The organism is Porphyrobacter sp. CACIAM 03H1 (assembly GCF_002215495.1).
Lineage (GTDB): Bacteria > Pseudomonadota > Alphaproteobacteria > Sphingomonadales > Sphingomonadaceae > Erythrobacter.
Window position 1 is genome coordinate 2,146,409 of record NZ_CP021378.1, and the last position, 26,279, is coordinate 2,172,687.

Sequence of the window (26,279 nt, forward strand, 5' to 3'; positions counted from 1 at the left end):
GACCGACATTGACCCTCGCCGAATGGATGCGGGCGAGCCTCGCAAGCGTCGCCGCAAGGATCGCTCGCGCCCTGAACCCTCCGATATCCTGAAAGCAGGAAAGGCCTCGGCGCGTGCGTTTGCCGATAGCCTGCCGATCAATCCCGGCGTCATGGGCGAGGGAAGGGCTGACTGCCTCACGGTCGTCCCGCCCCACAGCGACATTGATCTATGGGAATTGCAGTTGGTGCAGGCGTTCGGGACGCGCTCTGGCTCGCTGCTGCAAACCTTCCTCATCCAGTTGTCGAAGCTGTGCCCGCAAGCGTGGGACGAGGACGCGCGGGAATGGAAAATCGACGAAACCGAGTGGAACGCGCTGCTTGCCCTCGTGGCCGAGCACCAGCCGGAAAACTCCGCACAGGCGGCGCTCGCTGCGCAGATGGCGGCAACGCACATGCTGATGATGAAGCTGAGCGCACAAGGCCTCAACCGTGGGCACACGGTCTATCACCATGACGCGGCACTAGCCTCGAAGCTGGCGCGCACTTTCGCAATCCAGTGCGATGCTATGCAGGCGCTCAAGGGCAAGTCGCGCACCGCCAACCAATCAATCCACGTTCACAAGGAAACCCATCAGCATGTCCATCACCACGGGGGAGGGGCCGAATTTGGCAGGCAATCGCATGGTCCCGCCGAGTCCGGTCGAACGATTGAGGCAAGCGAAGCGGTGTGGAGCGAAGAACCGCGCCGGGATGCCCTGCCAAGCCCCCGCCGAGAAGGGCAAGAACCGATGCCGGTTCCACGGGGCAAGAGCGGGCGCGCCTCGGGGCGAGCGTAATGGCGCTTATCGCCACGGTGGCGAGACGAAAGAGGCGCGGGCGCTGCGGGCTGCTGCGCGGCATTTGCTGAAGGAACTGCGGGATGGATGAGGCCGATCTGGCGAGCGCCGCGGCGTATTGCCCGCACCACCGTGTTACGGCCAACCAGCGGATAGGTAACGGGCAGACAGCATCCGAATTTGCCGGCGCCTCTAAAGGACACGCGTCAGTGTAAGTCGGTGCTGACGTGACCACATTGCCCACGCCTTCGATACGTGACTTCGTCAAAGATAATTTCGGCCGCGATTTGCACATGCGCTGCAGAGACGAGATGGCCAGCCCTCGCCAGTTCACTAGCGATGTCGCTTAAGCGCTGATGCACGTCCTCAGTCATGACGAGATAATAGCATTGAAGATGAGGCTGCAAGACCAACCTACGTTAGATTCTAGGGGGCGGTAACAGCTCGTATGAACGCGGTGGTTAAATCTTTAACCAAAGCAAATCCGAAACGCCAAGTTTCAAGCTTCTTATCGATGTAATTCGCGAGGATCGAGCGGAATAACGCGCTGCCTTCGTTGATAATTTGACTGATTTTCATGCTCAAGCGCAGAGGCTAAGGTCGCGGCGCGGCTGCCAAAGGCGATAGCGTGGCTTCTAACCGAGCTCGATTAGCCGGGTGTCGTGCCCCTCGTCCGTTTCGCCGAGCGGACCAAGGACCGCAAGATCTGCCCCTTCGACCGCGTCTGGTTAGTAGGCAAGCCTAGCAATGCCGAAGGAGTGGTTGTCATCAAACATTTTTCTGCATGCCTAAAGCCATCAACCCACTCCCCGTTGTGGCGTTGAAAAGTCTCCGCTGCTTCCTTCTCGAGAACTTGAAGGGCGGACTGTCGCGCTCGCTGACTTGCCCAATCGTAACTCTGGCGGCGATGTCGGGCCAGTGCTTGAGCGACGATTACGCCCCACTCCGGCTCAGGTGCTGCCCCAAGTGCGGCCAACAAATCGGCCGCCGCGACGCGATCGACCTCCCAAACACCATCGTTGGACATGTTGCCTCTTTTCTGCGCTTGTGGCTCACCAATCTCCGTAGATTGCAAACTTGCGTCCGAATTTATGCGCTGTCTACGCCCCATTCATCGCAGTTCTCAGTGCAACGCTCATCGCGCGACGAGGCAAGGGCACTCAAGGGCGACCGCAGCGAGTGAAAGGATGGCGGGCGATCTCCTTAGACTCAAGACATGACGTACTATGGCTGGGCCGCTCGCTTGACCTGACGGCGGACATTGAAGGCTTATTCGCAAGCCTTTCCGTCATTGTCGCGGTCAAGGTGTGTGCCGTAACCTGGGTCGCCTCGATAGAGGGGGGCGGCGCCGGCTGCCCGAGCGGCCGCGCAATTAGGATAGTAGGTGCTGCCCCTCGGCGACTGCTGCGATGATGCTGGCGCTTGAGTTGTAGAGGCACGATGACAATGGCGTCCGCCGTTCTTACGGTCGTTGTGGCAACCGTCAGCCGCAAGACCGCCCGGATGCGCGACTGATGCAGGGGTTAGCCCGGTGAACGCCAGAGCGATTGGCCCCAGTGCGGCAAGTCTCTTCATTGCGATTCCTCCGACACAGAGCGGTTCGGTACCAGCATCTTCTTGTGCGAAATCCGTTAATGTTGAACGCCAAAAGGGAGCAACTGCTCGATGCGAGGATTGAGCCAGTTATGGCGGTGCTGCTCGAGGGATTGAAGAAGGGGGCGGTCTGTTAGCCGCTCCTCAAAACTGCCGCTGGACGGCCTGCGGGTCGAACTTCTGGCACCGACCAGCATAGTCCCCGGCCTTGCCCGATAGGCTTACGGCTCCGGTGATACGGTCCAGCCGAAGTTTCGGGTTGTTGAGGGGATTGACCTTCACCGTGGCGCGTATTTCGCTGTCAGTCACCTCAATCGAGGACAGCTTGAACCAGCCGTCTTCGCCTCCTCGAATTGCCGGAAGCATGCTGGGCGGCATGCGGATGCGACCTTCGCTTCCCTCAACCCAAAGTTGGGTTTGGTCTTGGAAGCCTACGCGGCTGGGGCTCTGGACAGTAGCGGTCGCGCTGTCGCCGTAATTGTTCCAGGCTTGAGCGGTCGATTGGTCTAACTTGGTCGCGTATCCCCCGCCCGCACAGATGAGGCTTAGGCGATTGCCGCTTTCCTGCGCGGTCGCCGGTGCCGCAAGAACCAGTAACCCGATGGCCAGATACCTCATTGCATAGCGTCCTTCTGCCGCGCTTCAGCTTTGCCCGTTAGATTATGTGACTGCATTCTTTAAAATAACATAAGCGCTGTCTGGTCGGTAGCTCAGCCGCAATCCCACGCAACCCTCTCCGTTGTCGCACCGCGGGAAATGGGCGGCGTGCACTGCGCTCACCATCTGGCAGGCGACATTGCGCCCGTCCGCATAGACCACGGCAAGGGTGCGGTCGTATAGGCCACGGCGCCTCAAGCAGCTTCATGCCTTTGGTCTGGTGAACCGCGAAGGCGATTGCGCCGCCAGCTACGCCTAACTGAAAATAGGCATATTGGCTGACGCTCTTGGTCATCTCGAAGTAGAGTTCTTGCGCCCTGCTCATAGAGTAAACGTAACCCGCTGCGTAGACGATTAAAACCCGCCAAAGCGGCCCACTCCACCATTGACGCTGCTTGGCCATACGGACACAAACGATCAATGGGAGAGCTTCGCGAAAGTTTGGGGGTTCTGGTCCTGTTGCTCGTTCCGATGGGGGCGCTAACGGGACTTCTTATGTGGTTAGGCGTCCCGGCTGATTTCGCGGGCATTGGCGGTTTTTTCGGTTGGGGATTGGTCGCTGTCGCGCTCTTCGAACAAGAGAAAAAGCAAACTCGGCTAGGGCGTACGGTGTCACGTGTAACCCGCTTTTTCGTCTCGGATTAGTTAGTTAGGTCTGGTGAACGGCAAGGGAATGGGGCTTTATGCGGCTGGGCTTTTGGAATCGACTTGCTTTAGTCCTGTGGGTGGTCGGCACTCTCGCGCTCCCAAGCTGGTGGATTGTTTCCACGAACACGAGGCACGGCGAGGTCATGCAATCCGGTTATCGAAAATGCCTCGCCGCGGCCAATGTTGAACAAGGGTCGGCTGGTAGAGAGCTTTGTTGGGAATTGTGGGTTGAGAACGCTAGGCTAGGTTACATGGGCTGGGGCGCTTGGTGGGAGGGCGTCATGTTCTCTGCGGTCGGGTTGTTGATCGTCTACGGTTTAATAGCATTCGCCGTAGCTGTTGCTCGCTGGGTGTGGCGGGGGCGAACCGCTAAAGCACCCCAATCTAATTAGCTTCTAGCTGAATCAATATTCGGCTGATAACCGGCTTTCGACTTCCGCCAGCCGATTTTCAAGTTCCCTTATCTTCTCATGTTCTAAAACCACGTCGTATGCGACATCGGCTGATATATCCGATATCTCATCCATTTCAGCGTCACTGAACTTCGCTGGGGTTTCGCTCCCTGAGCAACTTGCAAGAAGCAAGATGGTGGCGATGGCGATTTCGACGCGAGCATGAAATGTAAGCTGGAACATCCTCTCTCCTTTTGTTTGCGACCGCCACATTGTGATGAGAGTTAGACTGATTGACCAACGACAAGGCAAGCGATCCTCAAGGAAATTGCTGCCTTTGGCAGACACCTTGATAGATCATGGTATCGGTCGCAAGGGTGGCAATCTCACGGTAGTCGCCACTAGCAGTTAATGAGAACATCAGACCATTGGCCGGAAGCGTCGCGCGCATAAATGAACCTGAATATGAGATGACGGGAGTGAAGCTCTCGCAGCCGCCAGCGTTTGGATCGCATCGTTCATACTTCCCGCTGGATGGGACCCACCTGACGACAATCGGCGGCTTTCCGTTCAAGTCGCGAGCGGTGCAGCCATTGCTGTTGCATACGTTGAGCTGAGCAGGGACGCAGGTCACTTGTCCAACGCCTCTCCAGGTTGCCTCTGAGACTGGCGGATTGCGGCGCGACCATTCCACCATGTCCTCAGCTACATAATCCGAGCTAGACGGGTTTGCCGGCGAGCAGGCACCTAAGGTCAGAACGAGTGGAGCGAGGTGCAATCTGAGCATGTCACACCTTATCATAGGCCAATTTTTTTGCGCTAGGTCTTCGATGGCTAGTTGCCCGTCCGATTGCGCGCTAGATCTGGCCTCGCCCCTTGGCATGACGCTGAGCCCTCTTATTCTACGGGTGCAGCGTGTTGAGTTCTACGCGCAAACGCGCGAGGAACGCGACCATTTGCATGTGACGTCCCACAATTGGCAGGTCGCTAACGCGCTGGGTGGGGCCGCTGCGGCTGGGCTGCGCAATCTGGTCGGAAGGTAGGTTGCTAACTCGCCAGCGCTTGTTTGATGATGTTTAACGAGCAAACCATCTTAATGCGACCATCCTGCTCGACTCCGTATCGGTCGAAGCTGAGGCGTTCATACCATTGCGCGCGATCTTCATCGATCGCATCGAGCGCTAAGCCGAAAGTGCCTGCAAGGTTGGCTATCTCTAGCGTGCGCTCGAATGCATGCGTCATCAGCGTGCTTCCGATACCGTGGCCGCGTTGATATTCTTGATGCACACCGATTTGGCCGAGGTAAACCAGCGGTATGGCCCAACTTCCAAATTTGGCCTGCGCTTCATCTGGCGAAGCATCCTCGGGACGCAACGACATGAGAGAGAGCGTGTAGAATCCGAACACGCGATGCGTCTCTGGCTCGGCAGCGACGTAAACCCGCGACTTGTGGTTCTCGTGGTCGCTCAGGCAACGCTTAGCGAGATAGTGGTCAATGAATTTGACCCCACATGAAAAAACCCCCCGATCATGGTGGTGGCCGAGGGGTTCGATGTTAAAAGCTAATTCGGACACTTAGCGCTTGTGAAGCGTCTTCCTACCCTTTGCAATCAGCTTAAGAAGTTCGGCAGACGGGCGCTTGTCCGTCTTGGAATCTGCCAACAGCTTAGCAAAGCTCTCGGCAGGCACCGTCTGCAGGGCCGGGTGGCCCTTGTCTGCTAGTTGTGCTGCCATCGGTTCGTCCTCGTAGATTGCGGCACCTTGCCGCAATCAGATACATATGCGCTCAGGGTTACGGACTCAATAAAAAGTTGAAAAGTGTGTTTGCATACAGCGGCTGAAGGAAACGCTCCGCCGCGACACAACAACCTGCAAGCCCCGCCGTGCTAGCTAGGTGATTGCTAAACAGGTTTTCCGAGGCACAAATTTGAGTGCGGGGAAAACCCGAAAACCCTTGATTTTGAAGGTGGTGGACGCACTAGGGCTCGAACCTAGGACCCGCTGATTAAGAGTCAGCTGCTCTACCAACTGAGCTATGCGTCCATTCCGACCTGGTCGGACCGCGAAAGACGGGAGCGAGGCCGCATCCCGATTCGCGTGAGGCGCTGCATTTAGCGCGTCCCGCCCTGATGGCAAGCGCCTTTTCGCAGTCGCGGGAAATCAGACTGCAAGGCCCCGCCGCGGTGCCTCGCGGTTCCAGCGGTTGACCATCATCAGCAGGCCGATGCAGATCATGTTGGTCATCATCGAGGAGCCGCCGTGGCTCATCCACGGCAGCGGAATCCCCTTGGCGGGCGCCATCCCCATCACCATCAGCAGGTTGATCGCGATGTAGAAAAAGATCGTCGCCGTCGCCCCCGCGGCGAGCAGCGCGCAAAAGCGGTCCTGGCTCTCGGCCGCGACCTTCCATCCCCAGCGCAGGATCAGCGTGTACATCGCGAGCACGAACAGTCCGCCCATCAGACCCCATTCCTCGGCCATCGAGGCGAAGACGAAATCCGTGTGCGGTTCCGGCAGGTAATTGAGGTGGCTTTGCGTGCCGTTGTTGAACCCCTTGCCGAAGATCCCGCCCGATCCGATCGCGATCTTCGACTGGGCGATGTGGTAGCCTGCGCCCAGCGGATCGCTCTCGGGATCGAGAAAGGTCGTCACGCGGGCACGCTGATAGTCGTGGAGCGCGAAGAAGTAGATCAGCGGCAGGGCCGCGATCCCTAGGCCTCCCGCGGTCAGGAACCACCACAGGGGGAGACCGGCGAGGAACATCACCACCACCCCGCCGAAGGCGATTGCGACCGAAGTGCCGAGGTCGGGCTGCATCAGCACGAGGCCGATCGGGAGCAGGATCAGCATCCCCGCCGGCACCACCGAGCGCCAGGATCCTATCATCCCTGAGGGCAGCGTCTCGTAGAAGCGTGCCATCGCCAGCACCACGGCAGGTTTCATGATCTCGGAAGGCTGGATCCGGATCGGCCCGGCCTCGAGCCACCGCTGGCTCCCGCCCCCGACCTGTCCGACGATCTCGACCGCGAGCAGCATCAGCAGCACCACGAGATAGCCCGGATAGGTCACCACCCGGACGAAATCGCGCGGCAGGGCCGCGATCACGCCGGCCATGACCGCGAAGACGAGAAAGCGGATGAAGTGGGGCAGGGCGAAGGGCTGCATCGAACCCCCGCCCGCCGAATAGAGCACCAGCCCGCCGAAGCCGGTCAGCAACAGCAACGGGATCAGCATCTCCCACGGTTGGCGGGCGATCGGTTCGGGAACGATCCCGCCGCGGGCGGCCAGCGTGTTCATGGTGTCGTCCCGGCAGGGGAGGGGGCTGGCGGCGGTGGCGGGGCCGGGGCGGTGGGCGGCGCGGGCGTCGGCGCGGCGGCTGCCCCCGGCGGGGCGCCCGAAGGATTGGCCTCGGGCCGCGGAGCGATCACCTCGTCGGCGATGGCCTCGGTCTGGGTGGCGGCGCGGCGGGCCTCGGCCTCGACGCGGTCGAAGATCTCCTCGTCCCGGCGCGGCGGGCGGCTGACGGTCGCACCGCGCTCTGCCGCATAGGCGGCGTAGCGCCGCTCGAGCCGCTGCTGCGCCGTCCCGCCCCATCCGGCCTCGAGCGCGGCGAGCGCCTCCAGCCCCTTGGCCGGATCGAACATGAAGGTCATCACGTCGCGCGCGATCGGATAGGCCGCGCCCGATCCACCGCCGTGCTCGATCACCACCGCGCCGGCATAGCGTGGGTTGTCATAGGGGGCGAAGAAGATGAACAGGCCATGGTCGCGATATTTCCAAGGCCCGGATTTGCCGTTGGAGATCGAGAGCGAGACGACCTGCGCGGTGCCGGTCTTGCCCGCCATCAGCGTGCCCTCGACCGGCAGACGCGCGCGGCCCGCCGTGCCGGGGCCATTGACCACGTCGCTCATCGCCTTGCGCACATATTCGACCTGATCGGCGGGGAAGTCGATCTTGTCGAACCCCTGCGGCTTGGTGTCGAGCGTGAGGCGCGGCATCACGTGCTTGCCCGTCGCAAGGCGCGAGGCCATCACCGCGAGCTGCAAGGGGCTCGAGAGCATGTAGCCCTGCCCGATGGTGGCGTTGACCGTGTCGAAGGCCTGCCATTCGCGGCCCCACTTCTTCATCTTCCATGCCGGGTCCGGCACGGTGCCGAAGAACTGGCTGGTGACGGGCAGGGGAAATTCCTGCCCCATCCCGCAGCGCCGCGCCATCGCTGCAATCGGGTCCATGCCCGTGCGCTGGGCCATGGCGTAGAAATAGACGTCGCAGCTCTGGTAGATGGCCTTTGCCATGTTGGTTGCGCCGTGGCCGCGCCGGTTCCAGCAGCCGAAGACGCGGTTGCCGACCCGCAGGCCGCCGCCGCAGAAAACCGTCTCTTCGGGGTCGATGCCCTGCTCCATGAGCGCCATCGACACCATCGGCTTGACCGTCGATCCGGGGGGATAGAGCCCCTTCAGGACCTTGTTGCGCAGCGGCACCCGCTCGTCCTCGCGCAGCATCGCGTATTCGACCCCGCCGATCCCGTCCGAGAAGGAATTGGGATCGAAGCTCGGCATCGAGGCCATGCAGAGCAGGTCGCCGGTGCGGCAGTCCATCACCACCACCGAGCCGCTTTCGAGCCCGATGCGGCGGGCGGCGTAATCCTGGAGCGGACCGTCGATGGTGAGGCGCACGGGGTTGCCTTGAACATCCTCGCGCGTTTCGAGATCGCGCACGATCCGCCCGCCGGCCGTCACCTCCACCCGTCGCGCGCCGGGCACCCCGCGCAGCTCCTTCTCGAACTGCTTCTCGAGCCCGTCCTTGCCGATCTTGTAGCCGGGCGTGATCAGCAGCGGATTGGGGTCCTTCTCGTATTCCTCCGCCGAAGCCGGGCCGACATAGCCGATCAGATGCCCGACGCTGGAGGCGGTCGGGTAGAAGCGCGAAAAGCCGCGCTGGGGCACCACGCCGGGGAGGTCCGGCAGGCGCACGCTGAGCGCGGCGAACTGCTCGTATCGGAGGCCGCTTGCGACCTCGACCGGCTGAAACCCGCGCGAGGTCGCGACCTTGTCCTTGATGTCGGCGATCCGCGCGGGCTCGAGCGACAGCAGTTCGCCGAGCCGGTCAATGGTGGCATCTGCATCGACGAGCCGCTCGGGGATCAGGTCGACGCGGAAATCGGCGCGGTTGGAGGCGAGCGGTGCACCGTCGCGGTCGAGGATCCAGCCCCGCCGCGGCGGAATGAGAGTGAGGTTGACGCGGTTGCTCTCGGATTCGAGGCGGTATTTCTCGTTCTCGGCCACAGAGAGATAGCCGAGCCGCAGCGCCAGCAGCACGCCAATCCCGCCCTGCACCGCGCCGATCACCACCGCGCGCCGCTCGAAGGTGCTGCGCAGGATCGAGGCGCTGATCATCCGCGCGGGGCGTTCAGGGCCTTTCTGCAGGAACGGGATCTTCATCAGTCGATGGTCCGCGCCCGTGACAGACGGAAGCGGTCGAGTCCGGCTACCATGCGCGCGATTATCGGATAGAGCAGGACCGACAGCAAGGCCTGCGGGGCGGCGACCGAGATCATTTCCGGCGTCACGCTCGCACCCGAAACCAGCAGCGCCGCCAGCCAGTAGGCCAGCGCCAGCACGCTGGCGGTGAACCAGTCGTGCCAGAAATCGCGCCACGGGAAACGGGTCTCGATGATCTCGATGGCGATCATGGTCAGCGACCACAGCAGGATCGCGCTGCCGAAAGGCTGGCCGCTGACCAGATCGTCGAAAGCGCCGAGCGGGGCTCCGGCCCAGAGCGGCAGCAGGCCGGGGCGCACCATCCGCCAGGCGAGAAGCATCAGGAAGCCGAAGGAAGGCAGCAGCGGCATCAGGTCGGCGATCAGCAGAACCGGAAGCAGCGAACCGAGAATGATCGAGGCATAGGGCACCCCGCGCACCCGCCACGGGTCCGGCGCGCGATTGATGCGCAACCCGTAGATGTCCGAACGGGCGCGGGGATCGAGCCGCTCCATCACTCCGCGTCCGGTTCGGCGGGGGAAGGGGAGGGGGCGGGCGCGGCTGCGCTTTCCGCCGGTCCGGCGATCTCGCTGTCGTCGGCAATCTCGGTGATGGCGGCGGGCCGCGCGACCGGTTCGATCGCAACAAAGCTGGTCGCCGCAGGTTCGGCCACGAGCCGCGCAATCCCGCCGTCGGGCGTGATCTTGGCGATCACCGCCACCGCCACGCCGGGCCGGTAATAGCCGCCGGCGCCGCTCGTCACCATCATGTCGCCGACTTTCAGCGGATTGACCCCGAGATTGACGAGGCGGATGCGCAGCAGGCCGTCGCCGCGACCTTCGGCAAAGGCGATGACATTGTCCGTGGCGCGGCGCACCGGCAGCACGCTCTCGCTGTCGGTCAGCAGGAGAACCCGGGCCGAGATCCGCCCGGTCTCGAGCACGCGGCCGATCACCCCGCGCTCGGAGATCACCGGCATCCCCGGCAGAACGCCGGCGGTCGACCCTGCATTGATGAAGGCGTGGCGCCGCCCGCTGGTCGCGGTCGAGCCGACGAGGCGGGCAACCGCGACAGGCTTGGCCTCGCCCTCGGCGAGGCCGAGCAGCCCTTTCAGGCGGCGGTTCTCGGCCTTGACCGCCTCGGCTTCGGCAAGGCGGATACGGGCGATCTCCATCTCGCGGCGGAGTTCGGCGTTCTGGGCACCCGCGTTGAAATAGCCCGCGATCGCCGCGAACACCCCCTGCGAGCCGGAGCGCGTCACCGCGGCAGCCTGTCCGGCGGGGGCAACGGCGTCGCCCGCCACGCCGCGCAAAGGGGCAAAGGCAGCCGGCTGCCACAGCGACAGCGCCAGCAGCGCCGCACCCACCACGGCTCCCGCACCGGCCAGCAGGTAGCCGGTGAACAGCGAATACTGCGCTTTCTTCGAGAAGCCCGAGCGGCGCGAAGAGGGGGGCGCCATGGCTTAGAGTCCCTTCCGGCTAATGGCGCTCCGCGTCACGCGGTCATCAGCACGCCGCGGTAGACCGGATCCTCCATCGCCCGGCCGGTGCCGATGGCGACGCAGGTGAGCGGATCCTCGGCGACCGAGACGGGCAGGCCCGTTTCCTCGCGCAGGTGCTCGTCGAGCCGCCGGATCAAGGCACCGCCGCCCGTGAGCACTATACCCTGGTCGACGATGTCCGCCGCCAGTTCCGGCGCGGTGTTCTCGAGCGCGATGCGCACGCCCTCGACGATCGCGCCGATGGGTTCGGACAGGGCTTCGGCGACATGCGCCTGGTTGATGGTGATTTCCTTGGGCACGCCGTTGACGAGGTCGCGGCCCTTGAGGGTGATGATCTCGCCCACACCGTCCTCGGGGATCATGGCGATGCCGTAATCCTTCTTGATGCGCTCGGCCGTGGCGTCGCCGATCAGGAGGTTGTGGTGGCGGCGGACATAGCTGACGATCGCTTCGTCCATCTTGTCGCCCCCGGTCCGCACCGAGGTGGTGTAGGCGAGGCCGCGCAGCGAGAGCACCGCGACTTCGGTGGTGCCGCCGCCGATATCGACCACCATCGAGCCGACGGGCTCGGTCACGGGCATGTCGGCGCCGATCGCAGCGGCCATCGGCTCGAGAATCAGGTGGACGTCCGATGCCCCCGCGTTAGAGGCGGCGTCACGGATCGCGCGGCGCTCGACCGAGGTCGAGCCCGAGGGCACGCAGATGACGATTTCGGGGTAGCGGAACATCGACTTCTTGCCGTGCACCTTCTGGATGAAGTGCTTGATCATCTGCTCGGCCACTTCGATGTCGGCGATCACGCCGTCGCGCAGCGGGCGGATCGCCTCGATGCTGTCGGGGGTCTTGCCCATCATCATCTTCGCATCGTCGCCCACGGCCTTGACGCGGCGGATGCCGTTGATCGTCTCGATCGCCACCACCGAGGGTTCGTTGAGGACAATGCCCTGATCCTGGACATAGACCAGCGTGTTGGCGGTGCCGAGATCGATCGCCATGTTCTGCGAGCCGAACTTGAAGAGATTGGACAGGAAGCTCATCGGTGATTGGGTTCCGGTAATGGGGGGACTTGCTCCGCAGACCGCTTTCGGGGGAGCGCGGCTGCGGGGGAATTCGACCCGGTTATGACATGACTGCGCGCGCCTAGCGAATCCGTGGGCAAAAGGCCAAAATATTTGTCCACTGCCGAGGTGATTTTGGCGCGGCTGCCCTCGAAATTGTGGCGGCTCGTCGCTAGCCTAGCGGGAAATGCCGGAAATTCGTCGCCTTCCCTCCGAACTCGTCAACCGCATCGCTGCGGGCGAGGTGGTCGAGCGCCCGGCGGCGGCGCTCAAGGAGCTGGTCGAGAACGCCATCGACGCGGGCGCGCGGCGAATCGGCGTGGTGCTGGCCGAGGGCGGATTGCAGCGCATCGAGGTGGTCGACGACGGCTGCGGGATGGGGCCTGCCGCGATGGCGCTGGCGCTGGAACGGCACGCGACCTCCAAGCTTCCCGATTCGCTGATCGGTCCGGATGGCGCGATCGAGCTGGTGACGACCCTGGGCTTTCGCGGCGAGGCCCTGCCAAGCATCGCCAGCGTCGCGCGCCTCACCATCGAGAGCCGGGAGGGCGCAGCGGCGGAAGGCTGGCGTCGGGTGGTCGATCACGGCGCCCTGATCGCCGACGAGCCCGCCGCGCTCCCGGCGGGCACGCGCGTGCGGGTTGAGGAGCTGTTCGCCAAGGTCCCCGCGCGCCGCAAGTTCCTGCGTTCGGCGCGGAGCGAATATGCCGCCTGCCTCGACGTGGTGCGCCGCCTCGCGATGGCGCGGCCCGACATTGCCTTCACCCTCGAGACGCTCAATGACGGTGCCAAGCGCACCGTGCTCTCGCTCCAGGCGGACGAGGAACTCGCGACCCGCGTTGCCCGGATCATCGCGCATGAATTGAAGGACAATTCCGTTCCCATCGACCTTGCCCGCGACACCCCGCACGGGGTCATGCGCCTGACGGGCGTGGCGGGGCTGCCGACCTGGAACCGGGGCGTTGCCGATCACCAGTATCTGTTCGTCAACGGCAGGCCCGTGAAGGACCGGCTGCTGGTCGGCGCGGTGCGAGGGGCCTATGCCGACATGCTCGCGCGCGATCGCCATGCGGTGCTTGCCCTGTTCCTCGAACTGCCGCCGCAGGATGTCGACGTGAACGTCCATCCGGCCAAGACCGAGGTGCGCTTCCGCGACAGCACAGGGGTACGCGGCTTCATCGTCTCGGGGCTGCGGCAGGCGCTCGCGACCGGGGACAGGCGTAGCGCGCAGGGTCCGGACCGCGCGGCGATGGCGCGCTGGGTGAGTGAGCCCGTTCTCCTCTCCCGCTCGCGGGAGGGGCTGGGGGTGGGCGAGTCACAGACCCCGCTCTGGCCTATGCAGGCCCACCCCAACCCCTCCCGCGAGCGGGAGGGGCTATTGCTGCGCGAAGCCTCGCTCGCATGGTCGCAACCACAGGGCCGGGCCGAGGAAGCGGCACCCGTACCCGCCGAAGCCCAGTCCTACCCGCTCGGCATCGCGCGGGGACAGGTCGCCAACACCTACATCGTCGCCGAGGCCGCCGACGGGCTCGTCCTGGTCGACCAGCACGCCGCGCACGAGCGTCTCGTGCTCGAACGCCTGCGCGCAGCTGGCGCGGACGAGGGCGTGCGCCGTTCGCAGGCGCTGCTGGTGCCCGACGTGGTCGAGATGGATGAAGTCGATTGCGACCGCCTCGAGGACGCTGCCGAGGGGCTCGCCCGCTACGGGCTCGTGATCGAACGCTTCGGCCCGTCCGCGATGCTGGTGCGGGCCGTGCCCTCGGCCATCGCCAAGGCGGATACGGCCAAGCTCCTCACCGACCTTGCCGACGACATCGCCAAGCACGGCAAGCAGGAGGACAGCGGCGCGCTGCTGCTCGCCGAACGGCTCGAACTGGTGCTTGCCACGATGGCCTGCCACGGGTCGGTGCGTGCGGGCCGCGTCCTCAGTGTCGCCGAAATGAACGCCCTGCTTCGAGAGATGGAGGCAACCCCCCGGTCAGGCCAGTGCAACCACGGCCGCCCGACCTGGGTGAAGCTCTCGATGGAAGACGTCGAGAAGCTCTTCGGCCGCCACTGATCTCAGGATCGGAATGACGGCACCCGTCCGTGGGGGTCGAGATCGGGGATGATCCGCCAGCGAGCAAGGATCAGGCTGAACAGCCCGAACAGCAGCAGACCGGCGGCCACCAGCGTGAAGGCCCATCCGGTGTCCGCCAGCGATGCGACCGCCTCGCCGAGCGTCTTCACGTTGGATGCGCCCTGCGACAGGAAACCCGTCTCCACCAGCGACCAGCCGATGACCGCGAAGACCGCAGCGCGCGCCAGATAGCCCGCCATGCCGAGCCACCGGGTCGCATCGGGCGCATCGGCGGCGATGCGGCGCATGAAGCTGCCGGTGATGCCCTTCTGTGCCTGCGCGACGGCGGCGATGAAGAAGGCGATGCCGAGAAGTCCGAGCGCGAGCGCACCGAAGTCGACCGACAGCACCCCGGCCGCAGCCTGCGACGCCCCCGCTCCGCCGCCACCAGGCTCGCCGGTCGCGAAGCGGAAGGCGGTCCAGGCCAGCGCGAGGTGGGCGACGGCGCTCCCGGCATGGCCAATGCGCTTGCCCCATCCCTTCGCATCCGAGCCGTTGTGCTCGATATCGAACAGGGGCGAGGCGAGGCGGAACAGCGCATAGGCGACGAGGCCCACCACCAGCACCCACAGCAGCAGGTCGCCTGCCGGCAGGTCCTCGACGGCGCGGAAGATGCCGTCCATTCCCTCGCGCATCCGGCTTGCGCCGGTCAGCGCGAGCAGCCCGAGGGCGATGTAGAGCACGGCGCGGCTGAAATAGCCGATCCGCACCAGAGTTTCGAATTTGCCGTCTGTTCCCGCCACGCGAACGCTCCTCCCTTGGGTTTGGTAGGGGCGAACAGCCGGGGCGGGGCGGTGTTCCGCGCATCGCCCCATCCGCCGCAGAGGGGGCACGCCGCAAGGTCGGAAAGAGCGGGCGTCGGGATATGCCGAGGCGTCAGGGGCGAAGCGCGGCCTTCAGGTCGGCCAGCCTGCCATCTGCCTGCGCATCCTCCGGCAGCCCCAGAACCGCGCGCAGCAGGGCGGCGACCGCGACATTGTCGAACACCGGCAAGCGCGCGCCCTCGGCGAAGGCGGGGCCGCTGGCGATGAACACGGCGAGCATCTCGGGATCGGCATTGTCGTAGCCGTGCGCGCCTCCCGTGACCGGATAGAGAGAGGGACCCGAGAGGATCGTCCAGCCCGGCTCGGCAAGGCAGATGATCGCGGCGACCCGCGGATTGGCACCGTAGTGGAGCCGCGCCGGCAGATCCTCCTTGCGGGCGCAGGTCATGTGCTCGTGCGGCTTCAGCAGGGCTTCGGCGACGCGGTTGTCCGTCCCCGCGGCAGGCTCGATCGCGGCATAGGGGCCGGTCTCGACCGCGATATAGCTTGCGCGGTCGATGAGCGTGTCGAGCTGGATCACCCGCGCCTCGTCGGTCTGGCGCATCCCGTGGTCGGCGACGATCACCCAGTTGACCGCCGCACCCAGCCGCGCCGCGCCGGCCACGAGATCGCCGATCCGCGCGTCGACCTCGGCGATGGCAGCGTTCACCTCGGCGCTGTCTGGACCGAAGCGGTGGCCCTGCGTGTCGACCGTGTCGAAGTAGATCGTGGCGAAGGCGGGACGGATATCGGGGGGACGGCGGAGCCAGTCGAGGAGGGTGTTCACCCGCTGCACGTTGGTCACGTTCTGGTCGAAGCGCAGCCAGTCGGACGGGTGCATTTCCTGGATCGCGACCTCGCTGCCCGGCCAGAACATCGTGGCGCTGCGCAGTCCCGCTTTCTCGGCAGTGATCCAGACCGGCTCGGCCTCGTTCCACCAGAAGGGATCGAGCGCCTGCGCCGCATTGCCGAGGCTGAACATCACCCCCGGACGGCGCGGGTCGATCATCGAATTGCCGACGATCCCGTTGCGATCGGGCCGCTTGCCCGTGACGAGCGCATAGTGGTTGGGGAAGGTCTTGGTGGGAAAGCTCGGCCGCATAGGGCCTGCCGCGCCCTGCGCCGCCAGCGCGGAGAGGTGCGGGGTGATGCCGCGGTCGAGGTAATCGGGGCGGAACCCGTCGATCCCGACGAGCACGGTGACGGGGCGGGATGCCTCCTGCGCCGCGAGCCCGGCGGGAAGGAACAGGAGGGCGATCAGGACGAGGATGTGGCGCATGACGCTCGCCCTAGGCGCGGCGCGCGACAAATGCGAGACGGCCCGTGATCAGACGTTGAACTTGAAGAGCAGCACGTCGCCGTCTTGCACCACGTATTCCTTGCCTTCCTGCCGCAGCTTGCCCGCTTCCTTGGCGCCCGCTTCGCCGCCCAGCGCGATGTAGTCCTCGTAGGCGATGGTCTCGGCGCGGATGAAACCACGTTCGAAATCCGAGTGGATCTCGCCTGCCGCCTGCGGGGCCTTGGCGCCCGCCGGGAAGGTCCAGGCGCGCGCTTCCTTCGGGCCGGCGGTGAAGAAGGTCTTGAGGCCGAGCAGCTTGTAGCCGGCGCGGATCACACGGGCGAGGCCGCTTTCGGTGAGGCCGAGCGCTTCGAGGAACTCGCCCCGGTCTTCTTCCGGCATGGCGACCAGTTCGGCCTCGATCGCGGCGGATACCACCACCGCCTCGGCACCTTCGGCGGCAGCCTTGGCGAAGACCTTTTCGGAGAGGGCATTGCCGGTGGCGGCGTCCTCTTCCGCGACGTTGCACACGTAGAGCACGGGCTTGGCGGTGAGCAGCTGCGCCTGCTTGAAGAGCCGCGCTTCCTCGTCGTCGTTCGGCACGGTGAGACGTGCGGGTTTGCCCTCGCGGAGCAGCTCCAGCGCCTGGCCGAGCACGCTCGCCATCGCCTTGGCTTCCTTGTCGCCGCCCGTGGCGCGCTTGGCGGCGGCGGGGACGCGCTTTTCGAGGCTTTCGAGGTCAGCCAGCATCAGTTCGGTCTCGACCACTTCGGCGTCGGCGATGGGATCGACCTTGTTGGCGACGTGCTGGATGTCGTCATCTTCGAAGCAGCGCAGGACGTGGACGATCGCGTCGACCTCGCGGATATTGCCGAGGAACTGGTTGCCGAGACCTTCGCCCTTGCTCGCGCCTTTCACGAGGCCGGCGATGTCGACGAAGCCGAGCTGGGTTTCGATGATCTTGGCGCTCTTGGCGATTGCGGCGATCTTCTGCAGGCGCTCGTCGGGCACGGCGACCTGGCCGACATTGGGCTCGATCGTGCAGAAGGGATAGTTCGCCGCCTGCGCCGCCTGCGTCTCGGTGAGCGCATTGAACAGAGTGGACTTGCCGACATTCGGCAGGCCGACGATCCCGCAACGGAAACCCATGATGTGACTTTCTCTAAACCGTTCGCCCTGAGCTTGTCGAAGGGCTGCACTACTGGATGACGCGCTGCGCCTATAGAGAAATGCAATCCTTCGACAAGCTCAGGATGAACGGGGAAAAGACTGTCACCGCTGGTGCACGGCCCTGACCAGCGGGCCGACCACCGGCGACCCTCCGAGCCACTCGGTCTGCACCCGCGCGGTGACCTCGTTGATCGGCACCTGCGGCTTGTTGCCGGGCGACACCGGCAGGCGCAGCGGGCGGGTGCCGGGAGGCTGGGCGATCAGGCCCGCGATGGCCTTGGCGACATCGGCAGGATCGTTGCTGCGCCCGGATCCGTCCTCGGTGCCCATCCGCGCCACCTGCTGAGGGTAGCCCTCGGTGTGCACCGCCTCGGCCCGCTCCTTGAGCGCGGCGGAATAGGTGTTGCGGTTGACCCAGACCTTCGTCGGATAGCCGCCCGGCTCTATGATCGAGACGTCGATCCTGTGCGGCACCAGCTCGTAGGCGAGCTGCTCGCTCATCGCCTCAAGCGCGAACTTGGTGGCCGAGTAGTGCCCTGACCACGGCGAGATGACGCGGCCGAGCTGGCTCGAGATCTGGATGATCTGGCCCGCGCCCTTCTTGCGCATCCCCGGCAGCACCGCGCGTGCCATACGGTGCGGGCCGAAGACGTTGGTCTCGAAGATCAGGCGGGTGGCTTCCATGTCCTGCACCTCGACCGGCGAGGTGATGCCGATGCCGGCATTGTTGACGAGGACATCGATCCCGCCGCCCGCGATCATCTCCGCCTCGGCAACGCCCTCTTTCACCTGCTCGTCGGAGGTGACGTCGATCTCGATCACGTGAAGGTCGAGCCGTTCGTTCAGCGCCATGATGCGCAGCTGCTCGGCCTCGGGTCGGGGCAGGCCGCGCATGGTGGCGAAGACCTTCGCCCCCTGCCGCGCCAGCAGCTCCGCCGCGAGCCTGCCGAACCCGGACGAACAGCCGGTGATCAGCACGCTCTTGCCCTTGAAGTCGAGCTGCGAGGTGTAGACCGGTTCGGCCGCGCCTACCCGGATAGTGGCGGCGAGCGAGGCGGTGGCGGCGGCTCCGGCAAGGAGGGTGCGGCGATTGATGTTGCTCATGGCAGCGAGACTAGCACGCGGCCCCGCGCGATCAATGCCGCCTAGCCCTGCATCCTGAGCGCGACATCGTTCATGAAGCGCACGTCGTCGCCCTTCGCCAGCCACTCCGCCTCCGCGCCGATTGCGCCGAGCATGGCGGCAAGATCGTCCTCCTCGGCCTTCGCGAAATTGCCGAGGACGTGGCCGGTCACCCGGTCCTTGTGGCCGGGGTGGCCGATGCCGAGGCGGATGCGGCGGAAGTCGGGGCCCAGATGCTGGTCGATCGAGCGCAGCCCATTGTGCCCGGCATGGCCGCCGCCCTGCTTCACCTTGACCTTGAACGGGGCAAGGTCGAGCTCGTCGTGGAACACCGTCAGCGCGTCGGTGCCGAGCTTGAAGAAGCGCAGCGCCTCGCCGACAGAGCGGCCGCTTTCGTTCATGAAGGTCGCGGGCTTCAGCAGCAGCACCTTCTGGCTGCCGATCCGCCCTTCCTGCGCCCACCCGCTGAACTTTTTCTGGACGGGTCCGAAGGAATGCATGTCGGCGATCACGTCCACGGCCATGAAGCCGACATTGTGCCGGTGGAGCGCATAGCGCGGTCCGGGATTTCCGAGGCCGACCCAGATCTGCATGGCGTGTCCTTAGCGGGGGGCAGGGCAAAACGAAACGCCGGACCTCTTGCGAAGCCCGGCGTTCGTAAGCCGTCAAAGGCGCAGGGCGGATTACTCCGCGTCAGCCTGCGTCGTGTCGCCTTCGCTGCTCTTGAGCGCCGAGGGGGCGACGAGCGTTGCGATGGTGAAGTCGCGGTCGGTGATCGCGCTGGTGACGCCCTTGGGCAGGGTCACGTCGCTGATGTGGATCGATTCGCCCACGTCACGGCCGGTCACGTCGATCTGGATCTCTTCCGGGATGGAGTCGCTCGCGCAGACCAGTTCGAGCTCATGGCGCACGATGTTGAGCACGCCGCCCTTCTTGAGGCCCGGCGAGGCTTCCTCGTTGATGAACACCACCGGCACGGCCACTTCGACCTTGCTGTCGCCGGTGAGGCGCAGGAAGTCGACATGGGTCGGGCGGTCGGTCACCGGGTGGAACGCGACATCCTTGGGCAGGGTGCGGACGGTCTTGCCACCGATCTCGATGTTGACGATCGAGTTCATGAAGTGGCCGGTCATCAGCTGACGGACCAGTTCCTTCTGCTCGACGTGGATCAGGGTGGGTTCTTCCTTGCCGCCATAGATGACAGCAGGGGTCCGACCATCGCGGCGAAGTGCTCGGGAGGCTCCCTTGCCAGCCCGTTCGCGCGCTTCGGCCGGCAGCGTGAGAGTCTCGCTCATACGGATGCCTTTCGAATGCGTGTTGATATAAGTAGTCAGCGATGCAACCGCCTCCAGGGATGACCGGAAGCATCGAAGCGCGGGCCCATAGAGAGACGAGGCCGGTTTGGCAACCCGTCTAGGGAATGCGGCGAATGCGGTAGCCTTGCGCCTCCAGCAGGGCGGCCAGCCCTCCGGGGCCGACCAGATGCGCAGCGCCGACCGCGATCAGCGGGCGCGGAGCCTCGGCAAGCAGCGGCACGAGCGCCGCCGTCCAGCGCCGGTTGCGCCCTGTGAGCAGCGCCTCGCGCACGGTCGGATCGGCAAGAAAGCCCTCGCGGGTCGATTGTTCGATGGTTGCCGCATCGCCCGCCAGCCAGGCGCGCACCAGGCGTTCTGGATCCCTTCCGGCGCTTGTGCTCTCGCGCACCACGGCGGCGAGCATCTCGCGCTGTGCGGTTTCGGGGAGGCGGTCGAAGATCGAAAGCTGGCCGCGCAATCCTTCGAGTTGGCGCACCGGGCGGCCGGCGAAGTCGGTGATCAGCGCGCGGTCGACCCCGTTGGCGGAATCGCCGGCTGCCTCGATCCGTGCAAGGCCGATTGCTGCCGCCCAGCTTTCCTCGGCGGCGAAGGCGCTCTCGTCCAGTCCGCCGCGCTCGAGCAGGGAGGCCAGCTGCGGGCGCAGATCGGCGGGCAAGCGCTGGGCGAGCGGCGGGAGGCCGGGGCTTTGCGCGAGGCTCCTGTAGATCGAGGGCCCCTCGTCACGCCCCTTCACTTCGCCCACTTCCACCACGAGCAAATCGGCCGTGTCGATGACACGGCCGATTGCAGGGGTGCGCCAGTCGGTGCCGTCGGGCAGGGCGTGGATGGTGCCGAGCATCCATCCCTCCACTGCGCCATCGGCCGAGGCGATCTCGTAGAGCAGCGGGTTGGGGGGGGGGGCGTCCGCGGGGCGATTGCCGCAGGCGGCAAGACCGATGAGGAGGAGCGAGGCGATGACGCCTGCGGCAAGCCGCCGCGCCATCGCCCCGAAAGCTGCGCGCATCACTTGACCCGCGTCACCGCGATGCCCTTCTGCGCGAGGTAATCCTGCACGCTCTTGGCACCGGCAAGATGGCCCGCGCCGACCGCGATGAACACCGTGCCGGGCGTATCCAGGCGGGTGTCGATCCACTCGGCCCAGTTGGCATTGCGCTTGTAGAGCAGCGCCTCGGCGACGGCGGGATCGCTCATGCCCTCGTTCATCACCTCGGCCAGCCGGTCGGCATCGCCCTTGGCCCATTCGGCGACCATGCGGTCGAGCGTCGGCTTGACCTCGTCGATGCCGGTGGCCGCCTCCATCATGAAGGCGACCTGCGCCTCCTGGGTCATGCCGTCGAAGATGCTGAGCTGGAACTCGGCGGTCTCGAGCGCGCCCTTTTCCTTGCCCTCGGCCTTGGCGAGCAACACCTTCTCGACCCCGCTGTTGGGGTCATAGCCCTGCTGCATCAGCGGCAGGATCGAGAGCGTGAGGCCTGCGAGCCACGGCTTGACCGGATCGAAGGCCTCGACCGGAATGCCGATCTTGCCCATCGCCGCGGTATAGGCGGCGGTCTGTTCGGCATTGAGCAGCGAACGCAGGGTCGTGCCGGCGGGAAGCATCCCCTTGGCCTGGGTGAGCTGGGCCATCTGCGCCTCGCTCGCGGCATCCATCGGGATCTCGGTCACGATGGTGCCGGAGCTGTCGAAGGCCTCGGCAATGGTGGCGTCGTACCATTCGAGGTCCTTGGGCAGCACGTGAACCGTGCCGAACAGGTAGATGGTGGTGTCCTCGTCGGCGACCTTCCACAGGGCGGGGCCCTTGCCGGCAGGGGCGGCGGCGGTGTGGCCGGCGTGGTCCTGCGCGAGCGCCGGGTTGGCGGCGAGGAGCGCAAGGGGAGCGACCGCTAGGCTGAACAGGGTGGCAAGCTTCATGGGCATTTCCTTTCGGGGGTGGTGTTCAACAGGGGTTGGGGGTGGAACGGTCAGGGCTGGCGAAACGATCCGCAGACTAAAGACGCCAGCGGGCGTAGAGAAAGGACAGGAGCATCGCGACATAGGCGAGGGCGAACACGCCGAAGGCGTGGGGCGGGGGCGTCCACCCGCCCGCGTGGAGCACGGCCCAGACGGGATAGCCTGCCAGCACGGCCACGCAGCCGCCGGTGAAGGCGATGTAGTTCTGCTCGCGCTTATAGTCGTCGATCATCCGGAACCCGGACAGGGGCAGGACCACGAAGCCGGCGAGCAGAAGGACGGCAACCCCGATGGCGAGAGCGGGGGGCAGCTTCAGGTTCTCCCAGTCGCCGGCGAAGAGATTGCCGTCGCCCTGGTCGAAGAAGCCTGTCGCGATCCCGATGACCCCGCCGATCACGGCTGCAAGGCCGATATAGAGCCATTGGCGGATGTTGCGCTCGCGGCTTCGCGCCTCGCCGGGACCGAGGCTGGTCTTGGGCTTCCAGATCATGCGACGTCTCCATCGTCGAAAATGTCCTCGATCCGCATGTCGAACAGCCGGGCGATGCGGAAGGCGAGGGGGAGGGAGGGGTCGTGCTTGCCGGTCTCGATCGCGTTGACCGCCTGGCGCGACACATCGAGCCGGCCGGCAAGCTCCGCCTGGCTCCAGTCGCGTTCGGCGCGCAGGACCTTGAGACGGTTCTTCACGGCGACCTCAGAAGCCGAGTGCCGTGGTGATCTTGGCGAGCACGTTGCCGACCGCGAAGCCGCTAAGGCCGAGCATCAGGTAGAGTTGCCACTGCTTGACGCAGATGGTGCGACTGAGCTTCTGCATGGGTCACCTCAAGAAGTTTGCGGCCAACTAGCCAGCGCTTGTCAGGTTTCCCTGACTATATGTCGCGATTCGCTGACTATGTCAAGATGACTTGACTTATTGTCGCACGATCCTGACCCCAGCGTCGCCCTTCCCCGGATTGCTGCGCTGCGGCATTGACGCTTGCAGGCCCTTCCGCCATGGCGAGCCGCCATGAGCGCCGTCCCTGCCTTCACCCCCGCAGCCCGCGATCCCGCGCGCTCGTTCCAGGACATGATCCTGACGCTCCACGACTTCTGGAGCGCGGAAGGCTCCTGCGTCATCCTCCAGCCCTACGACATGCGCATGGGGGCGGGGACGTTCCACACCGCGACCACCCTGCGCGCCCTAGGACCCGAGCCGTGGAACGCCGCCTTCGTGCAGCCCTGCCGCCGTCCGACCGACGGGCGCTATGGCGAGAACCCCAACCGGCTCCAGCACTACTACCAGTACCAGGTGATCCTGAAGCCGAGCCCGCCCGACATCCAGGAGCTCTACCTCAAGAGCCTCGCCGCGATCGGCATCGACCCGCTGGCGCACGACATCCGCTTCGTCGAGGACGACTGGGAATCGCCCACTCTCGGCGCCTGGGGCCTCGGGTGGGAGGTTTGGTGCGACGGGATGGAAGTCACCCAGTTCACCTATTTCCAGCAGATGGGCGGCTTCGACTGCAAACCGGTCGCAGGCGAGCTGACCTACGGGCTCGAGCGTCTCGCGATGTACATCCAGGGCGTCGACAACGTCTATGACCTCGCCTTCAACTCCGCCGGGGTGACCTATGGCGAGGTGTTCCTCGAGAACGAGCGTCAGATGTCGAAGTGGAACTTCGAGGTCGCCGATACCGACGCGCTGTTCGATCTCTTCGCCAAGGCCGAGGCCGAGTGCCGCAATGCCCTGTCGGCAGGTGTCCCCATCGCGGCCTATGAACAGGCAGTCGAGGCGAGTCACGTCTTCAACCTCCTCCAGGCCCGCGGCGTGATCAGCGTGCAGGAACGCGCCAGCTACATGGGCCGCGTGCGCGACCTCGCGCGCTCGTCCTGCGAGGCCTATGCGGAGAAGATGACGCCGGAATGGCAGGCGAAATATCCCGGGTGGAGCCTCGTCTGATGGCCATCACCCACAACCTGTTCGTGTCGAGCGTCGTCGAGACACCGTCCTTCACCAGCCTCTCGCGTTGTGCCTTCGGCAGTGCTTCGCAACCGCTCGAGGCGAACGGAGGGCGGGCGTAATGGCCGACTTCCTGCTCGAACTGCGCTGCGAGGAAATCCCCGCACGGATGCAGCCCAAGGCCAAGGAGGACTTGGCGCGGCTGTTTGCCGACGCGTTGGCCAAGGCCGGGTTGACGGCGGGGCAGGTCGAAACCTTCGCCACGCCGCGCCGCCTGTCCCTGATCGCCACGGACCTGCCGCTCGCCACGTCTGCCGTGAGCGAGGAAACCAAGGGACCGAAAGTCGGCGCACCGCCTCAGGCGCTGGAGGGGTTCCTGCGCAAGGTCGGTCTGGCCGAGGAGCAGCTGGTCGTGCGCGACGGCGTCTATTTCGCCGTCGTCGAGAAGCCGGGACGTGACACCTCCGATGTGCTGGCCGAGGCCGTCCCGACGATCATCCGTGCCTTCCCCTGGCCCAAGTCGATGCGCTGGGGCGCCGGGTCTCTCTCGACCGAAAGCCTGCGCTGGGTCCGACCGCTCTCCGGCATTGTCGCGCTGCTGGATGGCGCCGTGGTGCCGTTCGAGGTCGACGGGATTGCGAGCGGGCGCACCACCATGGGGCACCGCTTCCACCATTCCGGCCCGGTCGAGGTGGCCGACGCCGGCTCCTATATCGAGACGCTGCGCGCGGCCCATGTGATTGTCCATGTCTCCGAACGCTGCCGCATGATCCGCGAAGGCGCCACCCGCGTCGCCGCCGAGGCAGGCCTGACGCTGGTCGAGGACGAGGGGCTGGTGATCGAGAACGCCGGCCTGACAGAGTGGCCCGTGCCGCTGCTCGGCCGCTTCGACGAGGCGTTTCTCGACGTGCCGCCCGAGGTGATCCAGCTCACCGCGCGGGTGAACCAGAAGTATTTCGTGTGCGAGGGCGCGGACGGCAAGCTCGCCAACGCCTTCGTCTGCACTGCCAATATCGAGCCGCGCGATCCGGCGGTGGTGGTCGACGGCAACCGCAAGGTCCTCGCCGCGCGGCTTTCCGATGCGCGCTTCTTCTGGGAGCAGGACCAGAAGACCCCGCTCGCCGTCCATGCCGAGAAGCTCGCGCGCATCACCTTCCACGAGAAGCTCGGCACCGTCGCCGACAAGGTCGAGCGCGTGGCGAAGCTGGCGCGGTGGCTGGTGGAGGAAGGCATCGTCAAACCGACCTCCGTTCGTGTCGAGCGCAGTCGAGACACCGAGGACGGCCTCTCGACTTCGCTCGAGGCGAACGGGGCGGAGGTGCGGAACCTCGCCGACATGGCCGAACAGGCCGCGCGGCTGTGCAAGGCCGATCTCGTCACCGAGATGGTCGGCGAGTTCCCCGAATTGCAGGGCCTGATGGGCGGCTACTACGCCGCGAAGGAGGGCCTGCCGCAGGAGGTCTCCGAGGCGATCCGCGATCACTACAAGCCGGTCGGGCAGGGTGATGATGTGCCGACCGCACCGGTGACGGTGGCGGTGAGCCTTGCGGACAAGCTGGATACGTTGCGCTCGTTCTTCGCGATCGACGAAAAGCCGACCGGCTCGAAGGATCCCTTCGCATTGCGCCGGGCCGCACTCGGCATCATCCGGCTCATTCAGCACAACGCCCTGCGCCTGAACCTGTCCTCCGTTCGCCCTGAGCTTGTCGAAGGGCCGCACTTCTCGTCCGAAGGCAAGGACGGTGCTTCGACAGGCTCAGCACGAACGGAGGTAGGCAGCGACCTCCTCGACTTCTTCGCCGACCGCCTCAAGGTCCAGCAGCGCGAGGCCGGCGTCCGCCATGACCTGATCGACGCGGTCTTCGCGCTCGGGGGCGAAGACGATCTCGTCCGCCTGCTCGCCCGCGTCCATGCGCTCCAGGCCTTCGTCGGCACCGAGGACGGCACCAACCTCCTCGCGGGCTACAAGCGCGCGGCGAATATCCTCAAGAAGGAGGGCTACGAAGGCCCGACGGGGACGCCCGATCCGCAGGTGCTTGCCAGCCTCAAGGAGGGCAACGACACCATCCCCGACACCGGCGAGGAAGACCCGCTCGCGCTGGTCGACGATCCCGACGTGGGCGATATCCTCGCTGCCGAGGCGCGGAACAATGCGGCGCTTTCCTACACGCCCGAACCGGCGGAAAAGGCGCTGATCGACGCGCTCGACGCTGCCGCTCCGCGGGCTGCCGCCGCGGTGGAGGCCGAGAAGTTCGCCGATGCGATGGCGGCGCTCGCCACCTTGCGCGCCCCCATCGACCGGTTCTTTGAAGAGGTGACCGTCAACGCCGATGAGGCGAACAAGCGGAGCAGCCGCCTTGCCCTGCTCGCCCGTTTCCGCGATGCGGTCCACCGGGTCGCTGATTTCAGCCGGATCGAGGGATGAAAGCCCCCGT

25 protein-coding genes and 1 tRNA gene are annotated in these 26,279 nt (G+C 65.4%); 6 read left to right on the forward strand and 20 right to left on the reverse strand.

Annotated elements, in window-relative coordinates; translation table 11 throughout:
- Positions 1–22: 22 nt before the first annotated feature.
- Together CBR61_RS16835 and CBR61_RS17315 are read left to right on the forward strand one after the other, a co-directional pair.
- Positions 23–817: a hypothetical protein gene (locus CBR61_RS16835; protein WP_157696563.1), complete on the forward strand. Its 795-nt coding sequence runs from the start codon at positions 23–25 to the stop codon at positions 815–817.
- Positions 732–908: a hypothetical protein gene (locus CBR61_RS17315; protein WP_420705654.1), complete on the forward strand. Its 177-nt coding sequence runs from the start codon at positions 732–734 to the stop codon at positions 906–908. The genes CBR61_RS16835 and CBR61_RS17315 overlap by 86 nt, the downstream gene beginning before the upstream one ends.
- A 1,178-nt stretch (positions 909–2,086) precedes the next feature.
- Here the strand turns inward: CBR61_RS17315 and CBR61_RS10285 are convergent.
- From CBR61_RS10285 to CBR61_RS10325, 10 genes are all read right to left on the reverse strand, one after another.
- Positions 2,087–2,392, reverse strand: a complete 306-nt coding sequence (locus CBR61_RS10285; protein WP_088914271.1) for an excalibur calcium-binding domain-containing protein — start codon at positions 2,390–2,392, stop codon at positions 2,087–2,089.
- A gap of 162 nt (positions 2,393–2,554) precedes the next feature.
- Positions 2,555–3,028, reverse strand: a complete 474-nt coding sequence (locus CBR61_RS10290) for a hypothetical protein (protein ID WP_088914272.1) — start codon at positions 3,026–3,028, stop codon at positions 2,555–2,557.
- Positions 3,029–4,119: 1,091 nt separating this feature from the next.
- A complete protein-coding gene (locus CBR61_RS16840) occupies positions 4,120–4,350 on the reverse strand; it encodes a hypothetical protein (RefSeq protein ID WP_157696564.1) in 231 nt (76 codons plus the stop codon).
- 804 nt (positions 4,351–5,154) lie between these two features.
- Entirely contained in the window at positions 5,155–5,514 is a 360-nt protein-coding gene (locus tag CBR61_RS10295) for a GNAT family N-acetyltransferase (protein ID WP_233996699.1), read from the reverse strand.
- 560 nt (positions 5,515–6,074) lie between these two features.
- Positions 6,075–6,150 (reverse strand) — tRNA-Lys (locus CBR61_RS10300).
- Positions 6,151–6,267: 117 nt separating this feature from the next.
- A complete protein-coding gene (gene rodA, locus CBR61_RS10305; RefSeq protein ID WP_088914274.1) occupies positions 6,268–7,404 on the reverse strand; it encodes a rod shape-determining protein RodA in 1,137 nt (378 codons plus the stop codon).
- Positions 7,401–9,548, reverse strand: coding sequence for a penicillin-binding protein 2 (gene mrdA, locus CBR61_RS10310; RefSeq protein ID WP_233996700.1), 2,148 nt, complete (start codon positions 9,546–9,548; stop codon positions 7,401–7,403). The genes rodA and mrdA overlap by 4 nt, the downstream gene beginning before the upstream one ends.
- The gene (gene mreD / locus CBR61_RS10315) at positions 9,548–10,102 is read right to left on the reverse strand and encodes a rod shape-determining protein MreD (protein WP_088914275.1); all 555 of its coding nucleotides are present in this window, start codon (positions 10,100–10,102) and stop codon (positions 9,548–9,550) included. The genes mrdA and mreD overlap by 1 nt, the downstream gene beginning before the upstream one ends.
- The gene (gene mreC / locus CBR61_RS10320; protein ID WP_088914276.1) at positions 10,102–11,046 is read right to left on the reverse strand and encodes a rod shape-determining protein MreC; all 945 of its coding nucleotides are present in this window, start codon (positions 11,044–11,046) and stop codon (positions 10,102–10,104) included. Before mreC ends, mreD begins: the two co-directional genes overlap by 1 nt.
- Before the next feature lie 35 nt (positions 11,047–11,081).
- Positions 11,082–12,125, reverse strand: a complete 1,044-nt coding sequence (locus CBR61_RS10325) for a rod shape-determining protein (protein WP_088914277.1) — start codon at positions 12,123–12,125, stop codon at positions 11,082–11,084.
- A 208-nt stretch (positions 12,126–12,333) separates the two neighbouring features.
- Here CBR61_RS10325 and mutL point away from each other — a divergent pair, with 208 nt between their 5' ends.
- Entirely contained in the window at positions 12,334–14,205 is a 1,872-nt protein-coding gene (gene mutL / locus CBR61_RS10330) for a DNA mismatch repair endonuclease MutL (RefSeq protein ID WP_088914278.1), read from the forward strand.
- A 2-nt stretch (positions 14,206–14,207) separates the two neighbouring features.
- Here mutL and CBR61_RS10335 read toward each other — a convergent pair whose 3' ends face one another.
- The 10 genes from CBR61_RS10335 to CBR61_RS10380 all read right to left on the reverse strand — a co-directional run bounded on the left by CBR61_RS10335 (position 14,208) and on the right by CBR61_RS10380 (position 22,592).
- Positions 14,208–15,008 (reverse strand): DUF1206 domain-containing protein, encoded by an 801-nt coding sequence (locus CBR61_RS10335; RefSeq protein ID WP_233996701.1) that lies wholly within the window; start codon positions 15,006–15,008, stop codon positions 14,208–14,210.
- Positions 15,009–15,141: 133 nt separating this feature from the next.
- On the reverse strand, positions 15,142–16,347 hold the full coding sequence (locus CBR61_RS10340) for an ectonucleotide pyrophosphatase/phosphodiesterase (protein ID WP_088914280.1): 1,206 nt from the start codon (positions 16,345–16,347) through the stop codon (positions 15,142–15,144).
- A 48-nt stretch (positions 16,348–16,395) separates the two neighbouring features.
- Positions 16,396–17,496, reverse strand: coding sequence for a redox-regulated ATPase YchF (gene ychF, locus CBR61_RS10345; RefSeq protein WP_088914281.1), 1,101 nt, complete (start codon positions 17,494–17,496; stop codon positions 16,396–16,398).
- Positions 17,497–17,619: 123 nt separating this feature from the next.
- Positions 17,620–18,621 carry an SDR family oxidoreductase gene (locus CBR61_RS10350; protein ID WP_088914282.1) on the reverse strand — a complete coding sequence of 334 codons (1,002 nt, stop codon included), beginning with the start codon at positions 18,619–18,621 and terminating at the stop codon, positions 17,620–17,622.
- 41 nt (positions 18,622–18,662) lie between these two features.
- Complete coding sequence (gene pth / locus CBR61_RS10355) at positions 18,663–19,232, reverse strand: aminoacyl-tRNA hydrolase (RefSeq protein WP_088914283.1); 570 nt, start codon at positions 19,230–19,232, stop codon at positions 18,663–18,665.
- Positions 19,233–19,322: 90 nt separating this feature from the next.
- A complete protein-coding gene (locus CBR61_RS10360; RefSeq protein ID WP_088914284.1) occupies positions 19,323–19,934 on the reverse strand; it encodes a 50S ribosomal protein L25/general stress protein Ctc in 612 nt (203 codons plus the stop codon).
- A 118-nt stretch (positions 19,935–20,052) separates the two neighbouring features.
- On the reverse strand, positions 20,053–20,958 hold the full coding sequence (locus tag CBR61_RS10365; RefSeq protein ID WP_088914285.1) for a TraB/GumN family protein: 906 nt from the start codon (positions 20,956–20,958) through the stop codon (positions 20,053–20,055).
- A complete protein-coding gene (locus tag CBR61_RS10370; RefSeq protein ID WP_088914286.1) occupies positions 20,958–21,866 on the reverse strand; it encodes a TraB/GumN family protein in 909 nt (302 codons plus the stop codon). Before CBR61_RS10370 ends, CBR61_RS10365 begins: the two co-directional genes overlap by 1 nt.
- Positions 21,867–21,942: 76 nt before the next feature.
- Entirely contained in the window at positions 21,943–22,395 is a 453-nt protein-coding gene (locus CBR61_RS10375) for a hypothetical protein (protein ID WP_088914287.1), read from the reverse strand.
- Positions 22,392–22,592 carry a helix-turn-helix transcriptional regulator gene (locus CBR61_RS10380; protein ID WP_088914288.1) on the reverse strand — a complete coding sequence of 67 codons (201 nt, stop codon included), beginning with the start codon at positions 22,590–22,592 and terminating at the stop codon, positions 22,392–22,394. The genes CBR61_RS10375 and CBR61_RS10380 overlap by 4 nt, the downstream gene beginning before the upstream one ends.
- Positions 22,593–22,911: 319 nt before the next feature.
- Between CBR61_RS10380 and CBR61_RS10385 the strand changes: the two genes are divergently transcribed.
- Genes CBR61_RS10385 through glyS form a run of 3 tightly spaced genes read left to right on the forward strand, consistent with a single transcriptional unit; the run spans position 22,912 to position 26,269 of the window.
- Complete coding sequence (locus CBR61_RS10385) at positions 22,912–23,844, forward strand: glycine--tRNA ligase subunit alpha (protein ID WP_088914289.1); 933 nt, start codon at positions 22,912–22,914, stop codon at positions 23,842–23,844.
- Complete coding sequence (locus CBR61_RS17240) at positions 23,844–23,966, forward strand: hypothetical protein (protein ID WP_267890699.1); 123 nt, start codon at positions 23,844–23,846, stop codon at positions 23,964–23,966. Before CBR61_RS10385 ends, CBR61_RS17240 begins: the two co-directional genes overlap by 1 nt.
- Complete coding sequence (gene glyS / locus CBR61_RS10390) at positions 23,966–26,269, forward strand: glycine--tRNA ligase subunit beta (protein ID WP_088914290.1); 2,304 nt, start codon at positions 23,966–23,968, stop codon at positions 26,267–26,269. The genes CBR61_RS17240 and glyS overlap by 1 nt, the downstream gene beginning before the upstream one ends.
- The last annotated feature ends 10 nt before the right edge of the window (positions 26,270–26,279 follow it).

Excerpts from the sequence above, each read along its gene's own strand:
- CBR61_RS16835 (WP_157696563.1), top strand. The coding sequence starts at position 23 with ATGGATGCGGGCGAGCCTCGCAAGCGTCGCCGCAAGGATCGCTCGCGC.
- CBR61_RS17315 (WP_420705654.1), top strand. The coding sequence starts at position 732 with ATGCCCTGCCAAGCCCCCGCCGAGAAGGGCAAGAACCGATGCCGGTTC.
- CBR61_RS10285 (WP_088914271.1), bottom strand. The coding sequence starts at position 2,392 with ATGAAGAGACTTGCCGCACTGGGGCCAATCGCTCTGGCGTTCACCGGG.
- CBR61_RS10290 (WP_088914272.1), bottom strand. The coding sequence starts at position 3,028 with ATGAGGTATCTGGCCATCGGGTTACTGGTTCTTGCGGCACCGGCGACC.
- CBR61_RS16840 (WP_157696564.1), bottom strand. The coding sequence starts at position 4,350 with ATGTTCCAGCTTACATTTCATGCTCGCGTCGAAATCGCCATCGCCACC.
- rodA (WP_088914274.1), bottom strand. The coding sequence starts at position 7,404 with ATGAACACGCTGGCCGCCCGCGGCGGGATCGTTCCCGAACCGATCGCC.
- mrdA (WP_233996700.1), bottom strand. The coding sequence starts at position 9,548 with ATGAAGATCCCGTTCCTGCAGAAAGGCCCTGAACGCCCCGCGCGGATG.
- mreD (WP_088914275.1), bottom strand. The coding sequence starts at position 10,102 with ATGGAGCGGCTCGATCCCCGCGCCCGTTCGGACATCTACGGGTTGCGC.
- mreC (WP_088914276.1), bottom strand. The coding sequence starts at position 11,046 with ATGGCGCCCCCCTCTTCGCGCCGCTCGGGCTTCTCGAAGAAAGCGCAG.
- CBR61_RS10325 (WP_088914277.1), bottom strand. The coding sequence starts at position 12,125 with ATGAGCTTCCTGTCCAATCTCTTCAAGTTCGGCTCGCAGAACATGGCG.
- mutL (WP_088914278.1), top strand. The coding sequence starts at position 12,334 with ATGCCGGAAATTCGTCGCCTTCCCTCCGAACTCGTCAACCGCATCGCT.
- CBR61_RS10340 (WP_088914280.1), bottom strand. The coding sequence starts at position 16,347 with ATGCGCCACATCCTCGTCCTGATCGCCCTCCTGTTCCTTCCCGCCGGG.
- ychF (WP_088914281.1), bottom strand. The coding sequence starts at position 17,496 with ATGGGTTTCCGTTGCGGGATCGTCGGCCTGCCGAATGTCGGCAAGTCC.
- CBR61_RS10350 (WP_088914282.1), bottom strand. The coding sequence starts at position 18,621 with ATGAGCAACATCAATCGCCGCACCCTCCTTGCCGGAGCCGCCGCCACC.
- pth (WP_088914283.1), bottom strand. The coding sequence starts at position 19,232 with ATGCAGATCTGGGTCGGCCTCGGAAATCCCGGACCGCGCTATGCGCTC.
- CBR61_RS10360 (WP_088914284.1), bottom strand. The coding sequence starts at position 19,934 with ATGAGCGAGACTCTCACGCTGCCGGCCGAAGCGCGCGAACGGGCTGGC.
- CBR61_RS10365 (WP_088914285.1), bottom strand. The coding sequence starts at position 20,958 with ATGCGCGCAGCTTTCGGGGCGATGGCGCGGCGGCTTGCCGCAGGCGTC.
- CBR61_RS10370 (WP_088914286.1), bottom strand. The coding sequence starts at position 21,866 with ATGAAGCTTGCCACCCTGTTCAGCCTAGCGGTCGCTCCCCTTGCGCTC.
- CBR61_RS10375 (WP_088914287.1), bottom strand. The coding sequence starts at position 22,395 with ATGATCTGGAAGCCCAAGACCAGCCTCGGTCCCGGCGAGGCGCGAAGC.
- CBR61_RS10385 (WP_088914289.1), top strand. The coding sequence starts at position 22,912 with ATGAGCGCCGTCCCTGCCTTCACCCCCGCAGCCCGCGATCCCGCGCGC.
- CBR61_RS17240 (WP_267890699.1), top strand. The coding sequence starts at position 23,844 with ATGGCCATCACCCACAACCTGTTCGTGTCGAGCGTCGTCGAGACACCG.
- glyS (WP_088914290.1), top strand. The coding sequence starts at position 23,966 with ATGGCCGACTTCCTGCTCGAACTGCGCTGCGAGGAAATCCCCGCACGG.